The organism is Halomarina oriensis, assembly GCF_009791395.1.
GTDB classification, from domain to species: Archaea; Halobacteriota; Halobacteria; order Halobacteriales; family Haloarculaceae; genus Halomarina; species Halomarina oriensis.
Map to the genome: position 1 here is coordinate 38,966 of NZ_WSZK01000038.1, position 21,227 is coordinate 60,192.

Genomic DNA, 21,227 nt, shown 5'->3' on the forward strand with positions numbered 1-21,227 from the left:
GTTGTTCGTGTTCCGGACGTTCACTGGCTGGCGGTTTACACACCCGAAAGTACTTACCAAACAGCAGGATCCGCTCGGTATGAACCGCCGTGCCCTCCTCTCCGCGCTCGCCGTCGGCGGGTGTGGTCTCGCTGGCTGTCTCGGGATGCCCGACTCCCTGGGGACCGACGAGACGCCACCGTCGACCACCACCGACGAGACGTCGCTACCCACCCGGCGCACCGAACTGTCCGCCGACCGTGAACACGGGTGACGACCACGCGGTCCCGTACTGCGTTCTCACGCGGGACCCGAGCGGGTGGGGGAGACGACCCCCGCGAGAGGCACCGACGTTCGCTCGCTCTCGCGGGGAGTCGGAGTACCTCAGCGTCACGAGCAGGATACGGTACGGGTCGAGCACCTGCGACCGCATCGCGCTCGAAACGGTCGAACTGACCGCCGAGAACGAGCTTCGGGTGGTCGTCGGCGCGACGTCGAAGGCGTCGGCCGGGCCGACGTGTACGGACGACATCGACGACAGGGAGTACGAACTCGTCGTGGGACTCGACGAGGTGCCCATCGAGGCGGTGCGCCTCACCGAGCGCCCGTTCGACGGTCCGGCGAACACGTGGACGAAGACGCTCCCCGACCGATAGCGAACTACAGCGCCGCCCGCTCGCCGTCGGTGTAGACCGTCTCGACGTCCCGGAGCGCGGCGATGTCGTCGAGCGGATTCCCGCCGAGTGCGACGAGATCCGCCCTCGCGCCCGCCTCGATTCGCCCGATATCGTCGTCCGGGACGGTCCGAGCGGCGACGCTCGTCCCCGCCTCGATGGCCTCCATCTCGCTCAGGCCGATTTCGTCCACGAGCAACTCCGCTTCCAGCGCGTTCTCGCCGTGAGGGACGAGCGCGGGGCCGATGAAGTCCGTCCCGAGGGCGATGGGGACGTCGGCCTCGTAGGCACGCCGGACCGAGTCGACGTGCGCCTCGTAGGCCTCGCGGGCCTTCCGGAGGCCCCACTCGGGCATCTCGTGGTCCGCACCGTGTTCGACGATGCGGTGCATGATGGCGAGCGTCGGGACGAACGTCGCGTCGTGGTCGTGAAAGAGGGTCAGCGCGTTGTCGTCGAGGTAGAAGCCGTGTTCGATGGTGTCGACGCCGTTCTCCAGGGCGCTGACGACACCCGGCGTCCCCTGGGCGTGGGAGGCGACGGGGATGCCGACGCGACCCGCCTCCTCGGTGAACGCACGAATCTCGGCGTCCGTGAACTGGCTGTGGTCCGGGGCGTCCAGTTCCGAGAGGACGCCGCCCGTGGTCATGATCTTCAGGCAGTCGACACCCTGGCGGATGCGCTGGCGAGCGACCTTCCGGCACTCGTCCTCGCCGTCGGCGAGCGTCGCCAGCCCGGAGTTGTCGGCGACCCACTCCAGCGGGAGGGAGTGGGTGTCGCCGTGACCGGCGGTCTGGGAGATGCTCTTGCCGCTGGTGTAGACTCGTGGGCCGGGAATCTCCCCCTCGGCGATGGCCTGCTTGAGACCGAGACCGGTGGCGCTCCCCACGTCGCGGACGCTCGTGAACCCCGCCGCGAGGAGTTTCCGGCAGTCGGCCGTCGCGCGGGCGGTCAGTGTCGCCACGTCCTCGGTGACCCACGCCATCGGAGCTAGCGAGCGCAGGCCCGCGAGGTGGACGTGGGCGTCGATGAGTCCCGGAATCACCACGTCGTGGTCGTAGTGCTCGTCGTCGGCGTCGACGTCGTCGGGCGAACCGACGGCGTCGATGCGCCCGTCGGCGAGTCGGAGGCGAACGTCGTGTCGTGGCTCGTCGGCGATCCCGTCGACGAGCGTCCCGCAGTCGATAGTTGTCACGTGTTGTCACGGGCCGACCGGAGAGCGCATGAACCTACCGGAGTCGTCCGTTCCCGAGTCGGTTCGCTGGCCCGTCGCCGGCAATCCGCAGCGTCCGGCCACAGTCTTACACGGCGGCCGCGTGTAGCTTCTCCTCCATGTCTCACGAGGCCGAAATCGTCGCGGCGCACCACCTGACGCCGACAGTCAAGCAGTTCCGCCTGCGGGTACCGGACCACGAGTTCGAGTTCGACCCCGGCCAGCACACCACCGTCCAGTTCGAGTTCGACGGCGAGGGCACCGAGGGGGCGGCCGACCCGGGCGACACCGTCGTCCGGCCCTACACCGCGACCAACACGCCCGGCGGCGACCAGGTGACGCTCGCCGTCAAGCGCTACGACGACGGCCTCGCCTCGGCGTACATGCACCAGCGCCGGGTCGGCGACACGGTCACCGTCGGCGAGTTCGAGGGGAACCTCTCCGTCGAGGACCCCGACGAGGACGTCGCGTTCGTCTCGACGGGGACGGGCATCACCCCCATGATGGCGATGCTCAAGCGGTACCTCGACGTCGGCGAGGGGCACGTTCAGTTCCTCTACGGTGAGAAAGACGAGGAGCACGTCATCTACCGCGAGACGCTCGAACAGTTGGCGAGCGAGCACGCGAACCTCGACTACACGCTCGTGCTCTCCGACTCGGACTACGACTGGGACGGCCGTATCGGTCACGTCCAGGACCACCTCGACGACGTGTTCGAGTCGGTCGACGGGCGTGACGTCTACGTCTGTGGCGTCCCGGAGATGGTCGTCGAGACCAAAGAGGAACTCGCGGACCTCGGCGCACCCGACGACCGGGTGTTCACCGAGGGCTGGGAGGACGGCGTCGTCGAGGAGTAGCGAGGTCCGAGTCGGACCCCCTCACCAGGGTGCGTAACCGCCGTCGTACGCCGCTATCCGTTCGCGTTCGCACTCCGCGAACGTGAGCATCAACCGCGGGTCGCGGCCGTCGGGGCGGACGAACTGACAGCCACAGGTGCCCCGGTCGGTGTCGAACTGCTCCTCGCGGACGTCCTTGGACTCCCAGGGGTAGCCGCTGACCATCGGACTGACGACGAGATGCTCGCCCACCGGTTCCATGTAGCCGTCCTCGTGGTCGAGACCGAGCGCGTGCCCGCACTCGTGGAGGAGGACCTGCAGGGCGTACGCGGAGTTCGACCAGCCGGTCACCTCGGGACAGTCCTCGACGGGCGGGAGGTCCGCCAGCGCCTCGGCCCCGCCGACCGCGGCGACGTGGGGAATTCCCGCCCCGGTCGGGAACTCGTGCATCGACCGCGCGGTGACGAGGAGGTTGACGTCGTCGGCCGGGGCCGTCGGGCCGCCGACCGAACCCTGGGCGAGCATCGTGGGCCACTCGCCGCCCGTGACCAGTTCGTATGCGTTCTCGCTCGACGCGTCGACGGTGCCGCCGTGTTCGACGACGACGCCCTCACGGGCCGGGTCGAACGCTCGCTCGACGTGTCCGCGGAGCGTCTCCCAGACGTCGTAGTTCGCTGCCTGCTCGGTGAACCAGATCTTGACGTTCACCTCCGTCTCGGGTTCGCGGCGCGTCGTGCCGGTCACGCTCGCGGAACCCAGCGCTGCGACGGAGAGGAAAAACGAGCGACGGGTCAGCCCCATCGCCGTCTCTCACCCGGTTCGCGTGCCAGTTCGTGTGCCATGATGTGTGTGCCAACGCCCGTTTCCGGGCTGGTCCGTTTCCGGACGTATCACAGACTCACGACCACGCCTCCATCGGCGTCACCGCTACATAGCGGAACTCAGAACTGTGAGTCGGGCTATGTATATTACCGAGGACAGTGCTCGGCGACGATAGGTCGCCGGCGAGAGATGTCACGGCGACAGTCCAGTCCGGAGAGGGGAGTTTTAACGTGAGACCCGCGCGAGATACGGGTCGTGAACGCGGCACCACTCACACAGTCGTCCGTAGCGATACCGCCGGTCACGACGGGCATGCTCGTCGTGTTCGGCGTCGTGGTGCTCGCACTCGTCCTCTTCGCCACGGAACTGCTCCCCATCGACGTGACGGCGCTGCTCGTCGCGGTGGTGCTGATGGTCCTCGGGCCGCTGACGGACATCACCGTCCAGGAGGGGCTGTCGGGGTTCTCGAACCCCGCGACCATCACCGTCTTGGCGATGCTCATCCTCTCGGCGGGCGTCTCGAAGACGGGCGCGGTCCAGATACTCGGCCGCCGGATGGCACGGTTCGCGGGGACCGACCGCCGTCGCCAGTTGGCGGCGACCATCGGCGTGACGAGCATCTCCTCGGGGTTCATCAACAACACGCCCGTCGTCGCCATCCTCGTCCCCGTCGTCTCCGACATCGCGCACAAGGGGAAGACCTCCCCGTCGAAACTGCTGATGCCGCTGTCGTTCGCCTCCATGCTCGGCGGGATGCTGACGCTCATCGGCACCTCGACGAACATCCTCGCCAGTTCGACCGTCGCCTCGCTCGGCCAGCAGGAGGAGTACGCCGGCCTCGGCCTCCGAGCGTTCACGGTGTTCGAGTTCACCGACATCGGCCTGCTCGTCCTCGCCGTCGGGTCGGTCTACCTGATGACCATCGGCTACCGCCTGACACCCGAACGCGTCCCGCCCGAGGAGGGCTACGTCGAGGAGTACGAGATAGAGGGGTTCCTGACCGACGTGGTCGTCGACGCCGACTCGCCGCTGACGGGGATGCCCGTCTCGCGGGCCGTCGACGAACGTCTGTTCGACGCCGACATCCTGCAACTCGAACGCGGGGGCGAACGCTTCTCCGAACCACTCGGGAAAAAGGAGATCCAACCCGGCGACACCCTCCGGATCCGGGCCGACCGGAACACCCTCCGGCGGTTCATGCTCGCCGACGGCCTCAGTCTGCTCGGTGGACCCCGCACCGACGCCGAGTTGACCGAGACCGACGAGGGAATCGACCCGGCGCTCGTCGAGGTGGTCGTCCCCCGTGGCTCGTTCCTCGTCGGCGAGACACTCGCCAGTTCGACGTTCCGCCAGCGCTACGACGCGAACGTCCTCGCCTTCCGCTCGCGGGGGGAACTCATCCGCAACCGACTGGAGGACATCACCATCCAGGTCGGCGACACGCTCCTCGTCCAGACCACCCCCGACAGCCTCGACCGCCTCGCGGAGAACCGCGACTTCATCGTCGCCCGCGAACCCGAACAGCCCAGCTACCGGACCGAGAAGATTCCGCTCGCCGTCGGCATCGTCCTCGCCGTCGTCGGCGTCGCCGCCCTCGGACTCCTCGACATCGTCGTCAGCGCGCTCGCGGGCGTCGTCGCCATGCTCGTCACGGGCGTCATCCGCCCCAACGAGGTCTACGAGTCCGTCGAGTGGAACGTCGTCTTCCTCCTCGCGGGCGTCATCCCCCTCGGTATCGCCCTCCAGAACACCGGCGGCGCACAACTGCTCGGCGCGCTCGTCGCGCTGACCGGGAACTACCTCCCCGCCATCGGCGTGCTGTGGGTGTTCTACGTGGCGACGAGCCTCATCACGAACGTCATCTCGAACAACGCCAGCGTCGTGTTGATGATACCGGTCGCCGTCGACGCCGCGGTCCGCGTCGGCGCGAGTCCGTTCGCGTTCGTCCTCGCGGTGACGTTCGCCGCCTCGACGGCCTTCCTCAGCCCCGTCGGCTACCAGACGAACCTGTTCATCTACGGGCCGGGGGGCTACCGGTTCACCGACTACGCACGCGTCGGCGGCCTGCTCCAACTCGTTCTCTCGGTGGTCACCGTCGTCGGTATCGTCGTGTTCCGCGGCCTCACCGTCTGACCGGGTCCGGAGGGTGGTGGAGTCGACCCCACGTTCGTCGTCAGAGACTGTCACCCCGCCGTGAACGGACGGCACAGGCTGCCATCAGGCTTTTGCGTACGTCGGTACTCCCTGCGGGTATGTCCGACACGGTAGACATCGAAATCGAAAGCGAAGGCGACGAACAGGAACTGGACGACGACGTCGACGCCGAATCGGTCGACCCCGGCGTCACCGCGGACGTCGAGGAGGACGTCGCCAGCGAGGACGAGAACGACGAACCGTTCGAGGGCGAGCGCGCCATCTCGTTCGGCGACGCGACGGGCACGCTCGCCGAGTCGTTCGACATCGACGCACACAAAGGCGAGACCATCACCGACCTCTCGACGGTCGAGACGGAGGACGGCCAGCAGTTGGTCGCAACCGTCGAACACCGCCGCCGAACGGCGCTGTCGGCCCGTCTCGCCGACGCCCGGCGTACCGGTCGCCGCGTCGGCACCGTCGCGCTCCTCGTCGGCATCGCCGCCGTCGCCATCTCGGCCGTCCGTCGCTCGCGTCGGGACGACGACGGTCTCGAGATCACCGACACCGAAGCCAGCGACCTCGACGAGCGGTAGACTGCGAACCGCGAACACCGACCACGATCACCGCTTCTTTCGACACCACCGTCCGAGACGACCTCGCTCCACGAGCGGTCACGCCCGACAGACACCGTTCGCGGGGCGAGAGACTATCCGTCGGGCCGTCGTTGGCGATGCCATGGTCGACGTACTCGGTCACCTCGGGATGGCGTTACTCTGGCTCTCACCTGCTTGGCTGTTCATCGACGACCAGCGAACCGGCCTGGCGTTCCTCGGGTCGGCGTTCTGGTTCGGGATGCTCCCCGACGTCGACCTGGTGTTACAGGGGTTCGACGGCATCCACCACCACGGCGTCTTCCACACCCTCCTGTTCGCCGCCGCCGGCGCGGCGCTGGTCGGCCCACTGCTGGGACTGGCGATGCGCCGACTGTTCGGCGGCACCGACTGGTTCTCACAGCAGGCGACCGACCACGCCATCGGACTCGGCGTCGTCGGCGTCTTCGTGGCGAGCGTCGCCCACGTCTTCGCCGACATGCTCTCGGCACCGGACACCTCGACCCGTATCGAACCGCTCTGGCCGCTCGTCGAGGGACCGATCGTCTACATGGACGTCCTCTACTACAAGTCGTTCTGGGCGACCATCGGCCTGTTCGTCGCCGGTATCGTCGGGAACCTCGCCTTCTGGTATCTCGCACACGGCCGGCCGAGTCGGCGGGCGATGACCGACACCGCCTGAACGCCACGGAGACCCCTCCGAAGGGGTTCGAACCGCGCTCACTCACCCGTTCGGTTCCGTCGTAGCCGCTTCGCTCCTCGCGTGAACGCTCGGAGCAGAACAGCGAGGAACGGACGTGAGGAGCGAACAACGAGCACGGAGGGGACTGGTTCGCGTCGATGGCGAAGCCGACGCACCCCGTCCGGCTCCATGACGAACTCCTCGTGCCGTCGTCGGTTCGTGGACCAGCCATGACCACGACACTCGAACCGATCGAACCGTACCGCGCCGTCGAACTGTACCTCGGACAACGTGAGACCGAGGTCGCCGCCAGTACACTCCAGACCCATCGCTCCCGCCTGCGCGCGTTCCTGCGCTGGTGCGAACTGGAGGAAATCGGCAATATGAACGATCTGACGGGGCGCAAGCTCCACGAGTTCCGCATCTGGCGGCGGAACGATGGCGATCTCAATCGCGTCAGTGAGAAGACGCAGATGCAGACCCTTCGCGTCTTCATCCGGTGGTGTGAGTCGATCGAGGCCGTTGATGCCGACCTCTCGACGAAGGTCCAGTCACCCAGCCTCGCTACATCTGACGACTCTCGTGATGTGATGCTCAGCGCCGACCGAGCGACCGCGGTACTCTCATACCACGAGAAGTACCACTACGCGTCACTCGAACACGTTACCCTCGCACTCCTGTGGCACACCATGATGCGCCGGGGGTCTGCTCGCGCGCTCGACGTCGAGGACTACCACACCGATGAGAGGTATCTCGAGGTTGTTCACCGGCCCGACACAGGCACGCCCCTGAAGAACAAGGCTGATGGCGAGCGTCTGGTCGCACTCTCTGAGCAGATGTGTACGCTACTGGACGACTGGGTCGCCGACCAGCGTCCCAGTGTTGAAGACGAGCACGGACGTCAACCGTTGTTGGCGACACTGCGTGGTCGTCTTGGCGCGAGTACAATCACTACATACGCGTATCGAGCCACTCGTCCTTGCATCTACACTGACGGCTGCCCACATGACCGCGACATCGAGTCCTGTGACGGTACAGATGTTGATCTGGCATCGAAATGTCCCAGCAGTGTCTCTCCCCACGCCATGCGGCGAGGGTCGATTACCCACTCGCTGGAAGAGGGTACCCCAGATAAGGTCATCAGTGACCGGGCCAACGTGAGTCAGGGCATCCTCGACAAGCACTATGATCGACGAGACGAGCGCACGAAAATGGAACAACGGAGAGACTACCTTGACAGGACTCGAATGTAGGGGCAGAGGCATGACTTCGACAAATAAGAATGTAACGAATTATCGGTATTTTTAGCGTACCACAGTTTTATTATGAGACGACATTGAACTACCACACCACAAGTAAGATGTCCTTCTCCTATTTCGAATGTGCGAGCGAGCCTGGAATAAACACGGTGAGAGACATGCACGACGGGCTTGAGCTTGCATTGGGTGAGGAGGAAGTTTCATTCGAAGACACGGTCCAGGATGATGATAGGGTCATTGGCGTGGACCCGGGGCTGCTCTGGGTGAACAAGGCAGTTTACCGAGCAACTAGGGAAATGCCCAACAACAGCGAACTCCCGGTATTGTATACCTGGTTTCGTTACGGGCCATCAGTACCCATTCCAGCATTCCTGACGAGTAATATTACTCCAAAAACACTCGGACGGTACGCTAGAGATGAGTATGAGAGCCGTGAGCATTCCATGTTCAGCCCATACGAGTTCATGCATTTCTTTAGAAATTTAATCAGGCAGGATTCATATTTCAGCAGCGAGATCTCTCTGACTGAGTTTTTGCTGGACTTATATCATAGTGATGCGCCTACTGCGTTCCGATCGTTGTACGAATTGAACGTAAAAACTCAGCAGTTATTGGCAGATTTGAAGTCGATAACAGAGGCGACCCCGATGACAGACGAGCGGGTGAATCAATACTGGGAAAATTTTGAGGAGGTACACAACCGGTTCAGGTCAGCATTGTACAGAGCAGAACGTATCTCTGAGGCGGCTGCTGACCATGTTCTCAGCTTCATGCATCTTGTCAAGATGGTACTGGAGTGGCTGAAGGGCCAAGACTTCCTTGATCCCAGTAGCGTTGCTCCAATTAACCGACTCTGGTCTACGTATCAAGCAAATGTGTGGACTTGGCCTGCCCATTGGATGTCATATGAAACAAACGATGGGGAGAAGCCTGCTGGAGAAGCCTTCCGAACCTATACGAGAGACTCGATTGATGTGAAGAAAAACACTTGGGAGGAAGAACTCCGAAACTTTCGGGACCAGCTTCGGCAACAAGAGATCATAGGGGCTGAAGCCACCAATAATACGGTAGATCTCAACGGCGATGCAGTCACCCAAATTGATGCGGCGATTTTGGATACCACTGGACAAATCTCGACTGAATGACTGCATTTCTCTGTGCCTCGCTAGCCACAGACGCGGCTAAAGTAGAGGGTACGAGTTTGCAAGAAGCTGCACTTGAGTACCTACGTGACCGTGAAAATCAAAAAGTAACTTCCGATTCAGTCAAGCAAATCGCTGAGGATCTCCTCACCAAACGTGATGCAGCATACCGTTCACTATGCGAAGCACTATCTGAGGCAGAATATGATTCTAGCGACCCGGAAGATGTTTCAAGAGTCATTGAATCAACAATAACAATCGATGTGATAGAGGCAGGGTTAAGCGGGGAGGTTCCGGCGGGACTCGAGCATGGTGTTGAAACTCTCCAAGCGGAACTCATGGAAAATCATACGGATAAGGACCCATTTCGGGTCGTAGCGAATCTCAGGGACATGATTCAGGCCCGAAACACGACCGTCATGGATTACCTCAGAGATCGAGTCGACAATCCGAACACCGAGCGTGTCGAACAGATCTACGAGGAGCTTCTTGACAGAACTGGCTCGGAGATAATTGGTGCAGTCTGCGCGGATGCTGCTGGTTGGTGGAGCCCCCGCCCGCACGCTGTGCCGGTAGTTGTTGGTGCTCGGTCACCGATAAGAGAAAACGAAACATCGATAGATGATTATTTGAATGGACGGACTGAATCCCCCCGGAGCTTGGAACTACAGACCGTGTGACCTCCATCAGGGTAGAATTTGATAATTAGCGGGGCGTTGAGTTAGTCTCTTTCCAATTGTGTGAGGCAGATCGATCGGAGATCTTCTAGTTCTTCACACCATTCATTTACGACATCTCCGACAGTGGGGTCAAGAACAGCAGCATCAACCTCTATTTGTAAATATTTCGAAACGAAATCTCTGATGTCGTCAACAGGAGTGTTCTCCTGCTGGCCTATGTAAGCTGGTTGAATTTCGTGGGGAGCACTGCCTGCATGCCGGAAGAGTTCAAATACAAGCTGATCAACCAGTTGGAGTTCATGAGATGTATCATCATCGTCTATATTGAGATCTGTGAACGATGTGTTACCCCGTCTAGAACTTATCTCAATCTCATTGTCAACCCGCATCAACTCCCACCCTATCAGGGTACAAAGGGCAAGTGTTTGCCCGTACCAATCTTCCAGAATGTCTTCTCGTTCTTGGGACCGGGCCCTATTTGTTTTCCAGAGTGCAATCCCGAACGAGAGTATGGCTGAGACGCCTGCTGATACAAGAACCGTGACTAGGTCAGGCCCTGCCATTTCGTCATGGTTGTGCGGTCTGCGTAATAACATCACATCATAGCCAATTTTCTTTCGGTTCACAATAGACCAATCAGTCTTCAATCGTGGCAACGCGACCGGAAAAGCAGATGCTTCACGAGCGAAGTCACCACCGAGGGGAAATCGTTGAACAGATGAACCATGGGGTGATGCAATCAGGGAATGACGCCTGTTCTATGGAAGGCCAACACACAGTCGGTGGCGAGTGGCAAATATCGATTCCTCCTCGCTACAGAAAGTAACTGATTCAGTCTACCAGTCGCTTAAACGGGTTCGTTAATGAGGACCCATGTATGTTCAGGTTGTGGTGGGTATCACATCACTTTAGCGACCTAGCCTATTGTAACCGCGAGAGGTGGACTACAACTTTTGAATTCCCAGATTGGCGAAACCTGCTCGGGCTTCAATCAACTGGCTACTGTGGCCCATCAGTATAGAGTACTCAGCTACTATGATCTCACCCCATTGTAGATGTGAGCAATCAATGCAAGAATCACCCATCAAGTCACAGACAATCACTCATATCAGTCATCTGATACGATGCCAGTAGCAGTCCGGTCCCTAGGCGCTAACTCCTGTGTTGCTGCGATGCCCATCACAGGAAGAAGCGCCTTCCCTAGAACCGTTCCGGCGAGCGGTGGGACGGCGTTCCCAATCTGGCGGAACCAGCTGGTGAATGGTCCGAGGAAGATGTAGTCATCAGGGAAGGATTGCAACCGTGCCGCCTCCCGTGGGGTAATTCCCCGGTTTCGCTCAGGGTCGGCTTGTTCAGGGGACGGACGGGCATGTTCGTAGAAGTCTGGCAGGATGTACCCGTTCGCGTCCTTGGCAAGGTGGGCCACAATCGTCGGCGAGGGCTCTGACCAGACGAGTTTGCGGTACTTGTCTCCGAACCGGGGGTTGTCCTCGGTACCAACATCGTACTCGACGTACTCCGCGTACTCTCCATCCGAGCCAAACACGACGTCCCAGCTCGTCTCACCTGGCTCGAGTGCCTCGTCGAAGAGAATCTGATCCTTCGCCATGGGATGTTCCCGGGCCTGATGGTTGTAGCAGAGGTCCGTTCCCTCGTGGAGTCCGTTTTCCGTCACAAACTGACTTTTCGAGCCGAGACCTCGTTCTGCCAGCACCCTCCCGCCCTCGCCCCGTCGCAGACGAGGGAGTCCAGCAAGGCCCTGCTGGAGCGAACGCACCGAGTCCGCCTGTGGCAGTCCATCTAGGAGCGTACTGACGTCATCCGGCGTGTCTACCAGATCATCTCGAATACCAACGAGCAGGACGCGACTGCGCTCTTGGGGAACACCGAATTCGGTCATGTCCTTGAGCCGGAAGTCAACTTGGTAGCCTGAGCCGTTCGCACCGAGAGCCTCGAGGTCGTTCATGACCCAGTCGATGACACGCTCGCCCGTGTCGCCTACCTCGTTGATCATCCCCTCGACGTTCTCCATCACGATCGCCTTCGGTCGAAGCGCATCGACCACCTCGACGTACTGCGTGTAGAGCGTCGTCCGCTCGTCATCGAGCACCGAGTAGTCGTCGTCTTTGGCTCGCCTGGATCGATATCCAGCCTTCGACAAAGATTGGCAGGGTGGCCCTCCTACAACCAGATCCGGGTCGGTGACTGTATCTCGAATCTGGTTGACGAGGTCAATCTCGCGGACATCTCCCTGGACGATGTTGCTATGAGGAATTTCCGGGTGGTTCAGTCGGTACGTGGCGACTGCATCAGGATCGATATCAATCGCCCAGCGGATGTCGTACCCAGCACGGGAGAGACCGGTTGATAGACCTCCTGCACCCGCAAACAGATCGACGACAGTCGGTCCAGTGTGTTCAGTCTCTTGCTGGCGCAGACGATAGCTCAGGAGGAACTTTCGCAGATCGCAGGTATCGCTACAGAGAACGTCCTCTGAGGAGACAGTGTGTGTGGAAAGAGCCCGAAACAGTGCTGGTACCTGACGGTCGATGAGCTTGTCTTCTAGGTCAGTTCGGCGACCGCTCTCGTCCTCCAGAGCGTCTGGAGTGAGCAGGCCAAGTTCGCAAAGCAGTCTATCGACATCGGGGTCCGTAGGCCAGACTGGTTTGTCGAATGCAGTCTGAACGAGCCACCAGGCGTCATCCGTATCGATACCCGGGATAGTGAGAAGGAACTTGACGTACGTCCCATACTGTACGTTGGAGAACCCGCAGAGAGTGACCCCATCCGTGTAGTGTGTCTCTTCGACCCGTTCGAGTAATTTGGTGATTCGGGAGATTCGCTCGTCACTCACCCCCTTTCGGGGGGTTGCCGCTTCCAGTGCGGTTCGCAGCGCGTCGTGCTCCATCACGGCAATCTCCTTCCAGGTGCCGACCTGGTCACGGAGTGAGGCAACTGTCTTGCGCGGGGGACGATCGAAGAACCGCTCGGCAGGCGTCAGCCCATCGCTGCCCAGTACGACAGCAGCGACTGTATCGAGGGGGTCGTCGCTTCCAATCAGCGGGTCACCACAGTGGCACGCCTCTCCCGACGACTTCCCGGTACGCCCGTGCACCGTGTCGTATCGGCAGGCATCACAGTCACCCGACCGGTTCCGTGCAAGTTGCGCAGGAGTTGCCAGGGGGCAGCCCCCTGGTGGCAAGCGCTGGCGACGAAGGTGTTCCGCAGTCAGGGTATCGATGAGAAATTCCGTGTTGTCGAGGAGGAGTTGCTCGTGCATCTCACGCTCGGCGGGGGGCACGGGTTCAACCCGCGCCAGAAGAGAACCGCACGACGTGACCGATTCAGGCATGGTCCCCCCTTTAGCGGCTAGTAATTTAAACTCCCTGGTCACTCAGCCAATGAGAGTCATCGATTGCTAGACTACGGCTGCCTGCCGGTGTTTCTAAGGTCGCTATTCGAGTTAGAAACAGGGCAATCGCTTCCGCCGACCGGACTCGCAAGGATGAGCAGGTTGTGACTTGAATGTATGACTTCGACGGATCACCCATTTGGCCGAACTACCACAACGCTCGACGAACTTCACGGGTGTGTCGATGTCACTGATGCAAAGCGAGTGCTCAATTCCATTGGCGTGGCGAAACCAGACAAGGCCGTAGAAGGATTTCTCGATCAGATGCCCACACTGCTCGCGTGGCTCGATGAGCACGGCCGGGACTACCCGTGGCGACGAGCGAGCGATCCATGGCAGATCTACGCCAGCGAGATCCTTCTCCAGCGGACACGGAGTGATGCCGTCGCAGACATCTACCCGGAGTTCTTCGCACAGTTCCCCTCCGCCCGGTGTCTCCTCGAGGCCGATGAGGAAGACCTCCGCAGCATCGTTCACCCACTTGGATTCGTCAATCACCGGGTTCGGACACTACGAGAAGCGGCAGAACTCTGCGCAGAAGTTCAGGACGAGGTACCTGCTGATCTCGAAGCCCTTCAGCAACCCTGGCGAGTGGGTCCGTATACGGCCCGAGCCTGTCTGCTGTTCGCGTTCGACCAGCCGATGGCCCTTGTGGACACGAACACGGCTCGAATCGTGGGCAGAGTATTCGATTACCCGCTACCCGAACAACCGCACAAGAGTACACGTGTCCAGCGACTGCTCGATGCGCTCGCACCTGACAACCCTGCGCTGGCGCGGGCTTTCAATCTAGCGCTGCTCGATCTGGGAGCACTGGTCTGTACCAGTGAGAATCCGAACTGCCCGGCGTGTCCGCTTGCAGAGGGATGTGAGTACGCACAAACGGGAGACGTCTAATCCAGCAACGAGACAGAGGACGCTGCGTCCGATTCGAACAGGAACCACACTAGGTCACGGAAGCTATCGACAGGTGGCCCTTCCAGCAAAATCCCTGTCTCGAGGTAGTGTTCGAACCCGTAGTCGGTGACATTGGCACTCCCGACGTATGCCTTCGAGTTATCGAAGACGATTACTTTCGAATGGAGGGTGAACGCGGGAGTTGCACCACTCTGACGACGTTGTTGCTGAGGGACGTCAGCGTCCCATTGCGTGTAATCTACAAACCTGAGGAGGGCTGGCTCGACATCTCGATCCTCCGCTCGTTCGGCGAACGACTTCAGCACGGTACGATTGTAGGAGTCAGAATCCATCAGATACCGAGACACGAACGTCACCTCGACACCACGCTCCAGTGCAGCGAGGAGGACGTCTTCGAGATGGGAGAACCCATCCGCCTCGAAGAACGGGACAAGGAGCGTGATGGAGTTCTCAGCCTGTTTGATCTCCCGTGTGAGCGCGGGCATCAGCCACGACATCCCGAACGATGTAGGGTCAACATCACTGAAAGCGGGATCGGCAGGAAACGTCACGAGCGGTGTAGCCGTCGTTGCAGGGGGCTGGCGGTCCTGGAACGCTCTCACACTCTGGGCCGCGTACCGCGCCTGCTCGAGTGTCTGGCGACAGCGAGAGACATCGACTCGAAAGGTGCTGTCATTGATGCCAGTATTGAACGTGTCTCGTTCGATTGCCCCCGCCTCCGTAAGCTGACGAAACAGGTCGCTCGCGGTCTCTACAGATAAATCGGTGTCACGAGCCACCCCCGCTGGTGTCACGAGGTCGTTACGACCCCCTGCCAGTACGAGCCGTCCCTCGAGTTGCGATAGCAGCTGCTCGTCACGGTCAACGTATTCGGCGATTGCGAGAGGCGGCCAGGATGGGTTAGATTCGTCGTGAGACATGGTTCGGAGAGCGTTATGGGGATTTTGGGAACGGAAGGTACTGACGCACTATAGCGTCCAGTATCCGTCGATATCCTTGTCGGTGTTCGGACGACTTCCGAAGAGGTAGTCCCGGGACAGGACCTGGTTGAAGAACGAGCAACTGATCTCGCTCACGTGGAGGCACGAGAGGCAGGCACCACCCCGCTGTGAGCACACCGGGTCGTAGACACACTCGTTCCCGTGCGACTCGGCCTGCCCGAGGAGGTTGTCGAGTTGCTGTTCGACCATCGTGTGCATCCCGCCGATGTTGAACTCCTCGCGGTTGTTCGCGTAGATGACGACCGAGAGCGCTCGCGGAAAGAGGAACTCACTGAGGTTCGTCCGGTCGAACCCGCTGATTGTGCTGGCCTGCTTCAGCAGGATGTGACTCAGAGTGTGGACGAGTTTGAATACGTACTCGGTCACCAGTTCTTCGACGGAGTCGTCGAGGTCCGTCTGGAAGCGCCCGTACCGTTCGACGGGCGCGAGGTGGTTGAGCAGGAATGCCCACTGTTCCTCGGTGGTGAGTGCGTCGATCTCGGAGCGTGCATAGTCGATTGCTGCATCGTCACGACCCGTAATCTCGGGCAACGTGATGTCACCGTTGACCGCGCCTAGATCGCTGGTCTCCGGAATGTTGAGTGCCAGCCAGAGGAGCACACGCGCCGGGTCGAGATCGAACTGCACAGCCTCGGTCTCGGAGGTATCGACGAAGATGGGTGTCCCGTCCCCATCGCTGGCGCTCTGTGAGAACGCAGTGATCTGAGCCTCGTCCTCCTCCCGCCCACCACGCGTGTACCCATACACGAACGTCTGAACGGGGAAATCCTCGATGACCCGGACATCGTCGAAACCGAGATGGTCGAGGTCGTCGCGGTAGCTGCTAATCCGGTCGGCCTTGTCGCTGAAGCCACGCCCACGCGCTGCCGATTCGAGTTCGGGAAGCGTCTCGGTGGTCAGGGACTCCCGGCTGAGGACGTACTGAAGAATCTCGTCACCGGCCTCTGTAAGCTCGGACCCCTCGCCATCCGCGTCGAGCACGAGCAGCTGACCGAGGCGCTCGTTCGCTGTCTGGCTTCCCAGGTTGCCCTGTTCACGGAGGTAATCTCGGGCGGCATCGAGCGTCGTGATGTCGTCGTGCGTTGAGTAGACCTCGACGACCTTCTCGTCGTCCATCTCGACCTCGCCGATTCGCTGATTCAGGTTGACGTCCTCGATGCGCTGGGCGTCGGTCAGTCCAAACAGCCTGGCGATGGCCTTCTTCGCGCCATCAGTGGAGTCACGGAGGTGACCGATCCCTGCCGTATGCAGGTTGACGGTGGAGATGTAGTGCGGGTAGTAGACACTCCCGGCACGGTGGACCGTCGTGTACATCCCGTCGTTCTCGTCACCCGCGGGTGGGATGTAGTCACAGCCGCAATTCTGGTAATTCCGAATCGGTGTCTCCCACGAGCAGCCACCAACACGGCAACTCCAGTGGAAGTTGCGCACGCGCTGGCTGTCGCGCCGGTCGAGAACGACGTGCTCGTCACCGTGAGTCGGACACTTCTGAGGGTACAGTCGCCGGAGTTCCCCGCAGGTGTGAACGCTGACGAACTGGTACTGCTCAAGGTTACCGTCGCAGCCACTTCGCCGACAGGTCAGACCCGGGTTCTTGTTCTGAACGTCGTCCGCGGTGTAGTACCCGTGGACCTTCTCACACTTGCTGCACTCGTAGGTTGTCGGAAACGGTTCTGCACGGACCCCTTCGGGGACACCGAAGTGGTAGTGGTCCGTGTTTCTCGAGACGAACCCGTTCTGGCCACCCTCCCAGTTACGAACCCGGGCGAGGACGCGCTTCAGGATATACTCCTTGCTGACAGTGCCGCTGGCGTCGCTCGTCTCTAACCGCGTCGTCTTCCAGATACCACGCTGGCCGCTGTAGTCGAATGTGTTCTCGGGCAGGAACTGGTAGAGTACCTGCGACTTGCTTCGTTCCATTGACATTGTTATCGGTTGTTGTAGGTTTCGAGGATGTCGTTGTACTTCCACTCGGGCTGAATCGGGAGCTGTGCATCGACGTCGCGCAGGCTGCGCATCGCAGACTGTGGCAGGCGGTCGCTGGTCCACTGGCGATCGCTCAACTGAACCTCCGAGACCGACAGCTCCGTGAGTTCCATTGTGTCCACCCGGAACTCCTCGGGCAACTGGTCGCCTCCGTACATGTTGACGAGGATGTCTTCGATCTCGCTGTCGTCAACCGTCGCCAGGAAGTCCTCGGCCTGGTTTCCGAAGAACAGCCGACCGGCGTCCTCCGAGTACATGTAGTGGTTGAGCAACAGAGACATGAACAGTCCCGGATGGGTGCGCTTGACGCTGTTTTTCGCCCAGCGGTTCACCGACACCGGTTCGACCAGCCGGTCGAGGAACTGGTGGTACTTCTCGAAGAAGTGGTAGTGACTCAGGTCCCGTTCACGGATGGGGTGGAGGACGTTGAACACCAGGCCGGGGTGCGAGCGACCTGCCCGCGAACTGGACTGAATGTACTCCGCGGTTGCGCGTGGCATCCCGAAGAAGACCATCATGTTGAACCGGTCAACGTCCACGCCGTGGCTGATCATGCTGGTCGCAGTTACGGCGTTGGGTCGGTAGGCTAGCAGCCAGGCAAGCCCCTCACGGACCTCGGGGGAGGCTGCCCGCATCGCCACGCGGAACTCCTGTCTCGGCGAACGATCCGGGTCAAGTTCCGCGGCCAGCAGGTCACGGAGCTCGGTGACCTCCGGTATGATATCCTCGTCGAGGACGTCGTCATCGCCGAGTTCTCGGAGCAGCTGTTCGTCCGCGTCCTCCTGCCACGGGTCGTCCAGTCGGTCGAGAATCGTCTGGACCTTCTCAAAGGGCGTCCCGCCCGTCATCCGCTCAGAGTTGAGCGGTGGGCGGCCCTCGCCGCGGAGGTAGGCGTTAAGCTGGCTGACGAACGACTGATCGAGACGGTCGCCGTCCTTCTTCGACAGCAGGTAGGTCAGACTCGTGCTGTAGAGCGTAAGGCTGTCGATGACCTCGGCGATCGAGTCCGCCGCCAGCGGTTCGGTCGTGTCGGTCCCCTCGAGCGCGACACCTGTCAGAAGGTCCTCTGGCGATTCCATTGCCAGATGCAGGAGGTCCTGTACCTCCTCGTGGAACGTGAACAGGATGTCGATGATCGAATTGATGTGGGTCTTCCCGTGTGGGATGAGCCCCAGGTAGTAGCGCTGGGTCTCTGGCTGTTCCTTCGCGTAGAAGTTCTCGCGCAGGTACGGCCCCGGAGACGGGAACCGTTCAGCCGGGCGCAGGAACAGGTGGTAGACCTGGTCCTCGTACGCGGTGATGGTTGCGGTTGGCGCGAGAATCTTCGTCTTCCCGGCGTCCACGAGTTCCTGAAGCGTCTGTACACCGGTCTCGTAGTGACCGTCGAAACTGCCAACGCTCTCCTCGAGCAGGTGCAGTTCGTCGGGGACCATCAGCGAGGGCGCGGGGTCGTAGACGTCGATTGGCGACGCCATGAGCTCGAACTCGTCCCGGTCGATGTCACAGCCGTACTTCTCGGTACACTCGCCGAGGCTGGCGAACCCGTGCCGTGGACACTCATACTCCATCTCGCCGGTGAGGATGTGGGCCATCTTCCGCTGGTAGCCAACGGCGGTGATCTTGTCGATGGTTCCGGCGAGGATGCTCGGTGCGTAGCGGTAGAGTTCGTTGTCGACGACGTGGATCGGGAGTTCGTCCTCCGCGTACACCTCGTTGATGTCGGTCTCGCGCTGTTGCCACGCGCACTCGAAGGGGTTCCCCTGGCAGGCATGAGCGAGACGATGGTTGTCGGTGACCTGCATCTCTACCCGGGACCCGCAGACCGGACAGCTCGGGACGACCTTCGCGTCCTCGCGGAGGCTTGCGTCCTGCTTGTAGCGACTGTAGTTGTCGTTGTTGTAGCCGGTGAGAGCGTTTGGTGTGTTCTTCTTGCCGACGAGGAAGCCGACGCTGAACGGACGGGACGGACGGCTCCCGATGTCGGGTTGTTCACGCCGGACGAGGTCCGCGTACATGATGGTCTCCGACATCCGCTGGAGTTGCTGGAGAGACAGCAACCGGAGCGGGAACCGCGTCCACGTGGTGACGCCGAAGTGCTTCCCGCGGATGCGGTCGAAGAACATGTTCCAGATGGCGACCCCGAAGAACGCCTCCGATTTCCCACCACCAGTGGGGAACCAGAGGACATCGACCACCTCGAGCGCTCCCTCTGCGTTCTCGAAGCGCTCGCCGAGTGACTCCTCGTCGCGCCAGCTGATCTCGTCCCACTCGTCATATTCCCGGCCCGCGATGTCGGGGACGAGCATAACGATGAACACCAGTTGGAACAGTCGCCACGTATCGAAGTCGTGCATCCGGTCCATCGACTCGTTCATCAACTCGAACGCGCGACCAACGTCGTCCGGGTGTTCGTGGAGGACTCGGATGCCGCGCCGGAAGCGCGCGATTTCCCGCTCAAACGCCTCGCGGTCTTCATCGAAGTCCTCACGATCAGCCTCCGTCCAGTCCTCGCGCTTCTGGTATTCGCTAAGCGCTGCGGGGTAGGCCGTTTCGAGGTAGTCGTCCATCGCGTCGGCGACAGTATCGAGGACCTCGTACCCACCTCCCTGGAGGTCTGCGAGTTCACTGAACGCCGGATTCACACCACGGTCGGCTGACTCGTAGACGAGCTGGCGGTACTCGGGGATGAACTCTGTGCGGAGGTGACTGGTGTGCGGGTTGGCACGAGGAGCCGAACGCCCCGGCGTTTTCCCCGCACCCGTCGTCTCCTCGTAGTCGGGAGCGTTGATGGTGCAGTTCCGGCCGTGCCCCCACAGGTCCCGGTTGTACCGGAAGTCCTCGGGGAGGGGGTCGAAGGTGAACGGGACGAACTCGAGGGAGCCCTCTGTCTGGAACTCGAGTTCCACCTCGAACAGCGTCGGGTCGCGGATGGTGTAGACGTGGTCCCGCTTCGTCTGCTCGCCGGTGTTCGTCACCTCGATGTCCAGTAGCAGTTCGCCGTTCTGGCTCTCGCGGTCCTCGGTGGTCGTCACCTGAAGGTCCATGTCCCATTCGGGCAGTGCTGGCGTCCCCTCTCGATCATTGAGGTACTCGGTGTACGCTGTCTCGCTCTCGAGGGCGTGGGCGGGAACGTCGTCGTCAGGCTTCTCCTCACCGTTGTCGAGGTAGATGTCGCCCCGGGCTGCCGCCTGCTGACGCGCGTTTTCGACGGCGTCACTGATCGCCTCGGTGGCACGGTCACGGATGGCCTGTGGCGTGTTGCGGGTCGCCTCGGCGATCTCCTCGAACGGGATCTCGATGGAGGGGACGTCGAGTTCGAGACGCTCGAAGACGGGAAGGAGGTTCGTCTTGGCAGTCTCAGCATCCTCCCGGTCGGCGAGTGAGATGTAGTCGTCGCGCTGGTCCATCTCCTCGAAGGTTGGGTTGACCCGCACCCAGACGCTCGCCGAGATGTCGATGGTCAGCACATCACTTTCCGAACCGTTCCGGACGCGGGTCATGGTCCCGAGCGCGTACGGCTCCATCTTCGACTGGAGGTCGTCGTCGTCACTGCCCTCGACCCTGTCCGCGTCGTGGGCTGCGAGCGCACCAGCGAAGAACCGGTCGCTTGGGAAGTCGCGCTTCACCCGATGGGGTTCGTCGTCGGTGTCGAGATTCCCGCTGACGCGGTCTGTGATTCGCTTTCGCAGGTGGCGAGCGATGCGTTCTTCGTCGCCGGGAGGGTCGGCCCCCGAGCCAGATAGTTCACCTGACATCTTGCGTTTCGCTAGATTACGGCTACCCTACATATAGCTTCGGGTCAGATTGGCGTCTATTAGTGCATTAGCACGACGCCAATCTGAACGACAGTGGCCGCGCGGGTGAGCACGCGCAGCGCTC

Annotated in this window: 17 protein-coding genes; 10 read left to right on the forward strand and 7 right to left on the reverse strand. The window is 61.3% G+C overall.

Annotated features, from left to right (window positions below):
* Positions 1 to 79: 79 nt before the first annotated feature.
* On the forward strand, positions 80 to 253 hold the full coding sequence (locus tag GQS65_RS19605) for a hypothetical protein (protein WP_158206316.1): 174 nt from the start codon (positions 80 to 82) through the stop codon (positions 251 to 253).
* A complete protein-coding gene (locus tag GQS65_RS19610) occupies positions 240 to 635 on the forward strand; it encodes a hypothetical protein (RefSeq protein ID WP_158206317.1) in 396 nt (131 codons plus the stop codon). Before GQS65_RS19605 ends, GQS65_RS19610 begins: the two co-directional genes overlap by 14 nt.
* Before the next feature lie 4 nt (positions 636 to 639).
* Here GQS65_RS19610 and GQS65_RS19615 read toward each other — a convergent pair whose 3' ends face one another.
* Positions 640 to 1,845 carry a metal-dependent hydrolase family protein gene (locus tag GQS65_RS19615; protein ID WP_368280372.1) on the reverse strand — a complete coding sequence of 402 codons (1,206 nt, stop codon included), beginning with the start codon at positions 1,843 to 1,845 and terminating at the stop codon, positions 640 to 642.
* Positions 1,846 to 1,982: 137 nt separating this feature from the next.
* Between GQS65_RS19615 and GQS65_RS19620 the strand changes: the two genes are divergently transcribed.
* Positions 1,983 to 2,720, forward strand: a complete 738-nt coding sequence (locus GQS65_RS19620; RefSeq protein WP_158206318.1) for a ferredoxin--NADP reductase — start codon at positions 1,983 to 1,985, stop codon at positions 2,718 to 2,720.
* 21 nt (positions 2,721 to 2,741) lie between these two features.
* On the opposite strand, the gene GQS65_RS19625 is transcribed toward GQS65_RS19620, so the two are convergent.
* Positions 2,742 to 3,500 carry a hypothetical protein gene (locus GQS65_RS19625; protein WP_158206319.1) on the reverse strand — a complete coding sequence of 253 codons (759 nt, stop codon included), beginning with the start codon at positions 3,498 to 3,500 and terminating at the stop codon, positions 2,742 to 2,744.
* A 333-nt stretch (positions 3,501 to 3,833) separates the two neighbouring features.
* Here GQS65_RS19625 and GQS65_RS19630 point away from each other — a divergent pair, with 333 nt between their 5' ends.
* From GQS65_RS19630 to GQS65_RS19655, 6 genes are all read left to right on the forward strand, one after another.
* Positions 3,834 to 5,654: an SLC13 family permease gene (locus GQS65_RS19630; RefSeq protein ID WP_158206351.1), complete on the forward strand. Its 1,821-nt coding sequence runs from the start codon at positions 3,834 to 3,836 to the stop codon at positions 5,652 to 5,654.
* Between the two features lie 119 nt (positions 5,655 to 5,773).
* Positions 5,774 to 6,250 carry a hypothetical protein gene (locus tag GQS65_RS19635; RefSeq protein WP_158206320.1) on the forward strand — a complete coding sequence of 159 codons (477 nt, stop codon included), beginning with the start codon at positions 5,774 to 5,776 and terminating at the stop codon, positions 6,248 to 6,250.
* A gap of 142 nt (positions 6,251 to 6,392) precedes the next feature.
* Positions 6,393 to 6,950 (forward strand): metal-dependent hydrolase, encoded by a 558-nt coding sequence (locus tag GQS65_RS19640; protein WP_158206321.1) that lies wholly within the window; start codon positions 6,393 to 6,395, stop codon positions 6,948 to 6,950.
* Positions 6,951 to 7,180: 230 nt separating this feature from the next.
* Positions 7,181 to 8,203 carry a tyrosine-type recombinase/integrase gene (locus GQS65_RS19645; RefSeq protein ID WP_158206322.1) on the forward strand — a complete coding sequence of 341 codons (1,023 nt, stop codon included), beginning with the start codon at positions 7,181 to 7,183 and terminating at the stop codon, positions 8,201 to 8,203.
* Between the two features lie 83 nt (positions 8,204 to 8,286).
* Positions 8,287 to 9,354, forward strand: coding sequence for a hypothetical protein (locus GQS65_RS19650; protein WP_158206323.1), 1,068 nt, complete (start codon positions 8,287 to 8,289; stop codon positions 9,352 to 9,354).
* Positions 9,351 to 10,031 (forward strand): hypothetical protein, encoded by a 681-nt coding sequence (locus GQS65_RS19655; protein WP_158206324.1) that lies wholly within the window; start codon positions 9,351 to 9,353, stop codon positions 10,029 to 10,031. Before GQS65_RS19650 ends, GQS65_RS19655 begins: the two co-directional genes overlap by 4 nt.
* A gap of 41 nt (positions 10,032 to 10,072) precedes the next feature.
* Here GQS65_RS19655 and GQS65_RS19660 read toward each other — a convergent pair whose 3' ends face one another.
* Both GQS65_RS19660 and GQS65_RS19665 read right to left on the reverse strand, forming a co-directional pair.
* On the reverse strand, positions 10,073 to 10,594 hold the full coding sequence (locus GQS65_RS19660) for a hypothetical protein (protein WP_158206325.1): 522 nt from the start codon (positions 10,592 to 10,594) through the stop codon (positions 10,073 to 10,075).
* 545 nt (positions 10,595 to 11,139) lie between these two features.
* Positions 11,140 to 13,311, reverse strand: a complete 2,172-nt coding sequence (locus GQS65_RS19665) for a DNA cytosine methyltransferase (protein ID WP_158206326.1) — start codon at positions 13,309 to 13,311, stop codon at positions 11,140 to 11,142.
* 249 nt (positions 13,312 to 13,560) lie between these two features.
* Between GQS65_RS19665 and GQS65_RS19670 the strand changes: the two genes are divergently transcribed.
* Positions 13,561 to 14,340 carry a hypothetical protein gene (locus GQS65_RS19670; RefSeq protein WP_158206327.1) on the forward strand — a complete coding sequence of 260 codons (780 nt, stop codon included), beginning with the start codon at positions 13,561 to 13,563 and terminating at the stop codon, positions 14,338 to 14,340.
* Here the strand turns inward: GQS65_RS19670 and GQS65_RS19675 are convergent.
* The 3 genes from GQS65_RS19675 to GQS65_RS19685 all read right to left on the reverse strand — a co-directional run bounded on the left by GQS65_RS19675 (position 14,337) and on the right by GQS65_RS19685 (position 21,103).
* Positions 14,337 to 14,963 carry a phospholipase D-like domain-containing protein gene (locus GQS65_RS19675; RefSeq protein ID WP_368280373.1) on the reverse strand — a complete coding sequence of 209 codons (627 nt, stop codon included), beginning with the start codon at positions 14,961 to 14,963 and terminating at the stop codon, positions 14,337 to 14,339. The genes GQS65_RS19670 and GQS65_RS19675 overlap by 4 nt on opposite strands.
* Positions 14,964 to 15,329: 366 nt before the next feature.
* On the reverse strand, positions 15,330 to 17,282 hold the full coding sequence (locus GQS65_RS19680; protein WP_233265211.1) for a hypothetical protein: 1,953 nt from the start codon (positions 17,280 to 17,282) through the stop codon (positions 15,330 to 15,332).
* An 8-nt stretch (positions 17,283 to 17,290) separates the two neighbouring features.
* The gene (locus GQS65_RS19685; RefSeq protein WP_158206329.1) at positions 17,291 to 21,103 is read right to left on the reverse strand and encodes a helicase-related protein; all 3,813 of its coding nucleotides are present in this window, start codon (positions 21,101 to 21,103) and stop codon (positions 17,291 to 17,293) included.
* Positions 21,104 to 21,227 lie beyond the last annotated feature (124 nt).

Excerpts from the sequence above, each read along its gene's own strand:
- GQS65_RS19605 (WP_158206316.1), top strand. The coding sequence starts at position 80 with ATGAACCGCCGTGCCCTCCTCTCCGCGCTCGCCGTCGGCGGGTGTGGT.
- GQS65_RS19620 (WP_158206318.1), top strand. The coding sequence starts at position 1,983 with ATGTCTCACGAGGCCGAAATCGTCGCGGCGCACCACCTGACGCCGACA.
- GQS65_RS19625 (WP_158206319.1), bottom strand. The coding sequence starts at position 3,500 with ATGGGGCTGACCCGTCGCTCGTTTTTCCTCTCCGTCGCAGCGCTGGGT.
- GQS65_RS19630 (WP_158206351.1), top strand. The coding sequence starts at position 3,834 with ATGCTCGTCGTGTTCGGCGTCGTGGTGCTCGCACTCGTCCTCTTCGCC.
- GQS65_RS19635 (WP_158206320.1), top strand. The coding sequence starts at position 5,774 with ATGTCCGACACGGTAGACATCGAAATCGAAAGCGAAGGCGACGAACAG.
- GQS65_RS19640 (WP_158206321.1), top strand. The coding sequence starts at position 6,393 with ATGGTCGACGTACTCGGTCACCTCGGGATGGCGTTACTCTGGCTCTCA.
- GQS65_RS19645 (WP_158206322.1), top strand. The coding sequence starts at position 7,181 with ATGACCACGACACTCGAACCGATCGAACCGTACCGCGCCGTCGAACTG.
- GQS65_RS19655 (WP_158206324.1), top strand. The coding sequence starts at position 9,351 with ATGACTGCATTTCTCTGTGCCTCGCTAGCCACAGACGCGGCTAAAGTA.
- GQS65_RS19660 (WP_158206325.1), bottom strand. The coding sequence starts at position 10,594 with ATGGCAGGGCCTGACCTAGTCACGGTTCTTGTATCAGCAGGCGTCTCA.
- GQS65_RS19665 (WP_158206326.1), bottom strand. The coding sequence starts at position 13,311 with ATGCACGAGCAACTCCTCCTCGACAACACGGAATTTCTCATCGATACC.
- GQS65_RS19670 (WP_158206327.1), top strand. The coding sequence starts at position 13,561 with ATGACTTCGACGGATCACCCATTTGGCCGAACTACCACAACGCTCGAC.
- GQS65_RS19680 (WP_233265211.1), bottom strand. The coding sequence starts at position 17,282 with ATGGAACGAAGCAAGTCGCAGGTACTCTACCAGTTCCTGCCCGAGAAC.
- GQS65_RS19685 (WP_158206329.1), bottom strand. The coding sequence starts at position 21,103 with ATGTCAGGTGAACTATCTGGCTCGGGGGCCGACCCTCCCGGCGACGAA.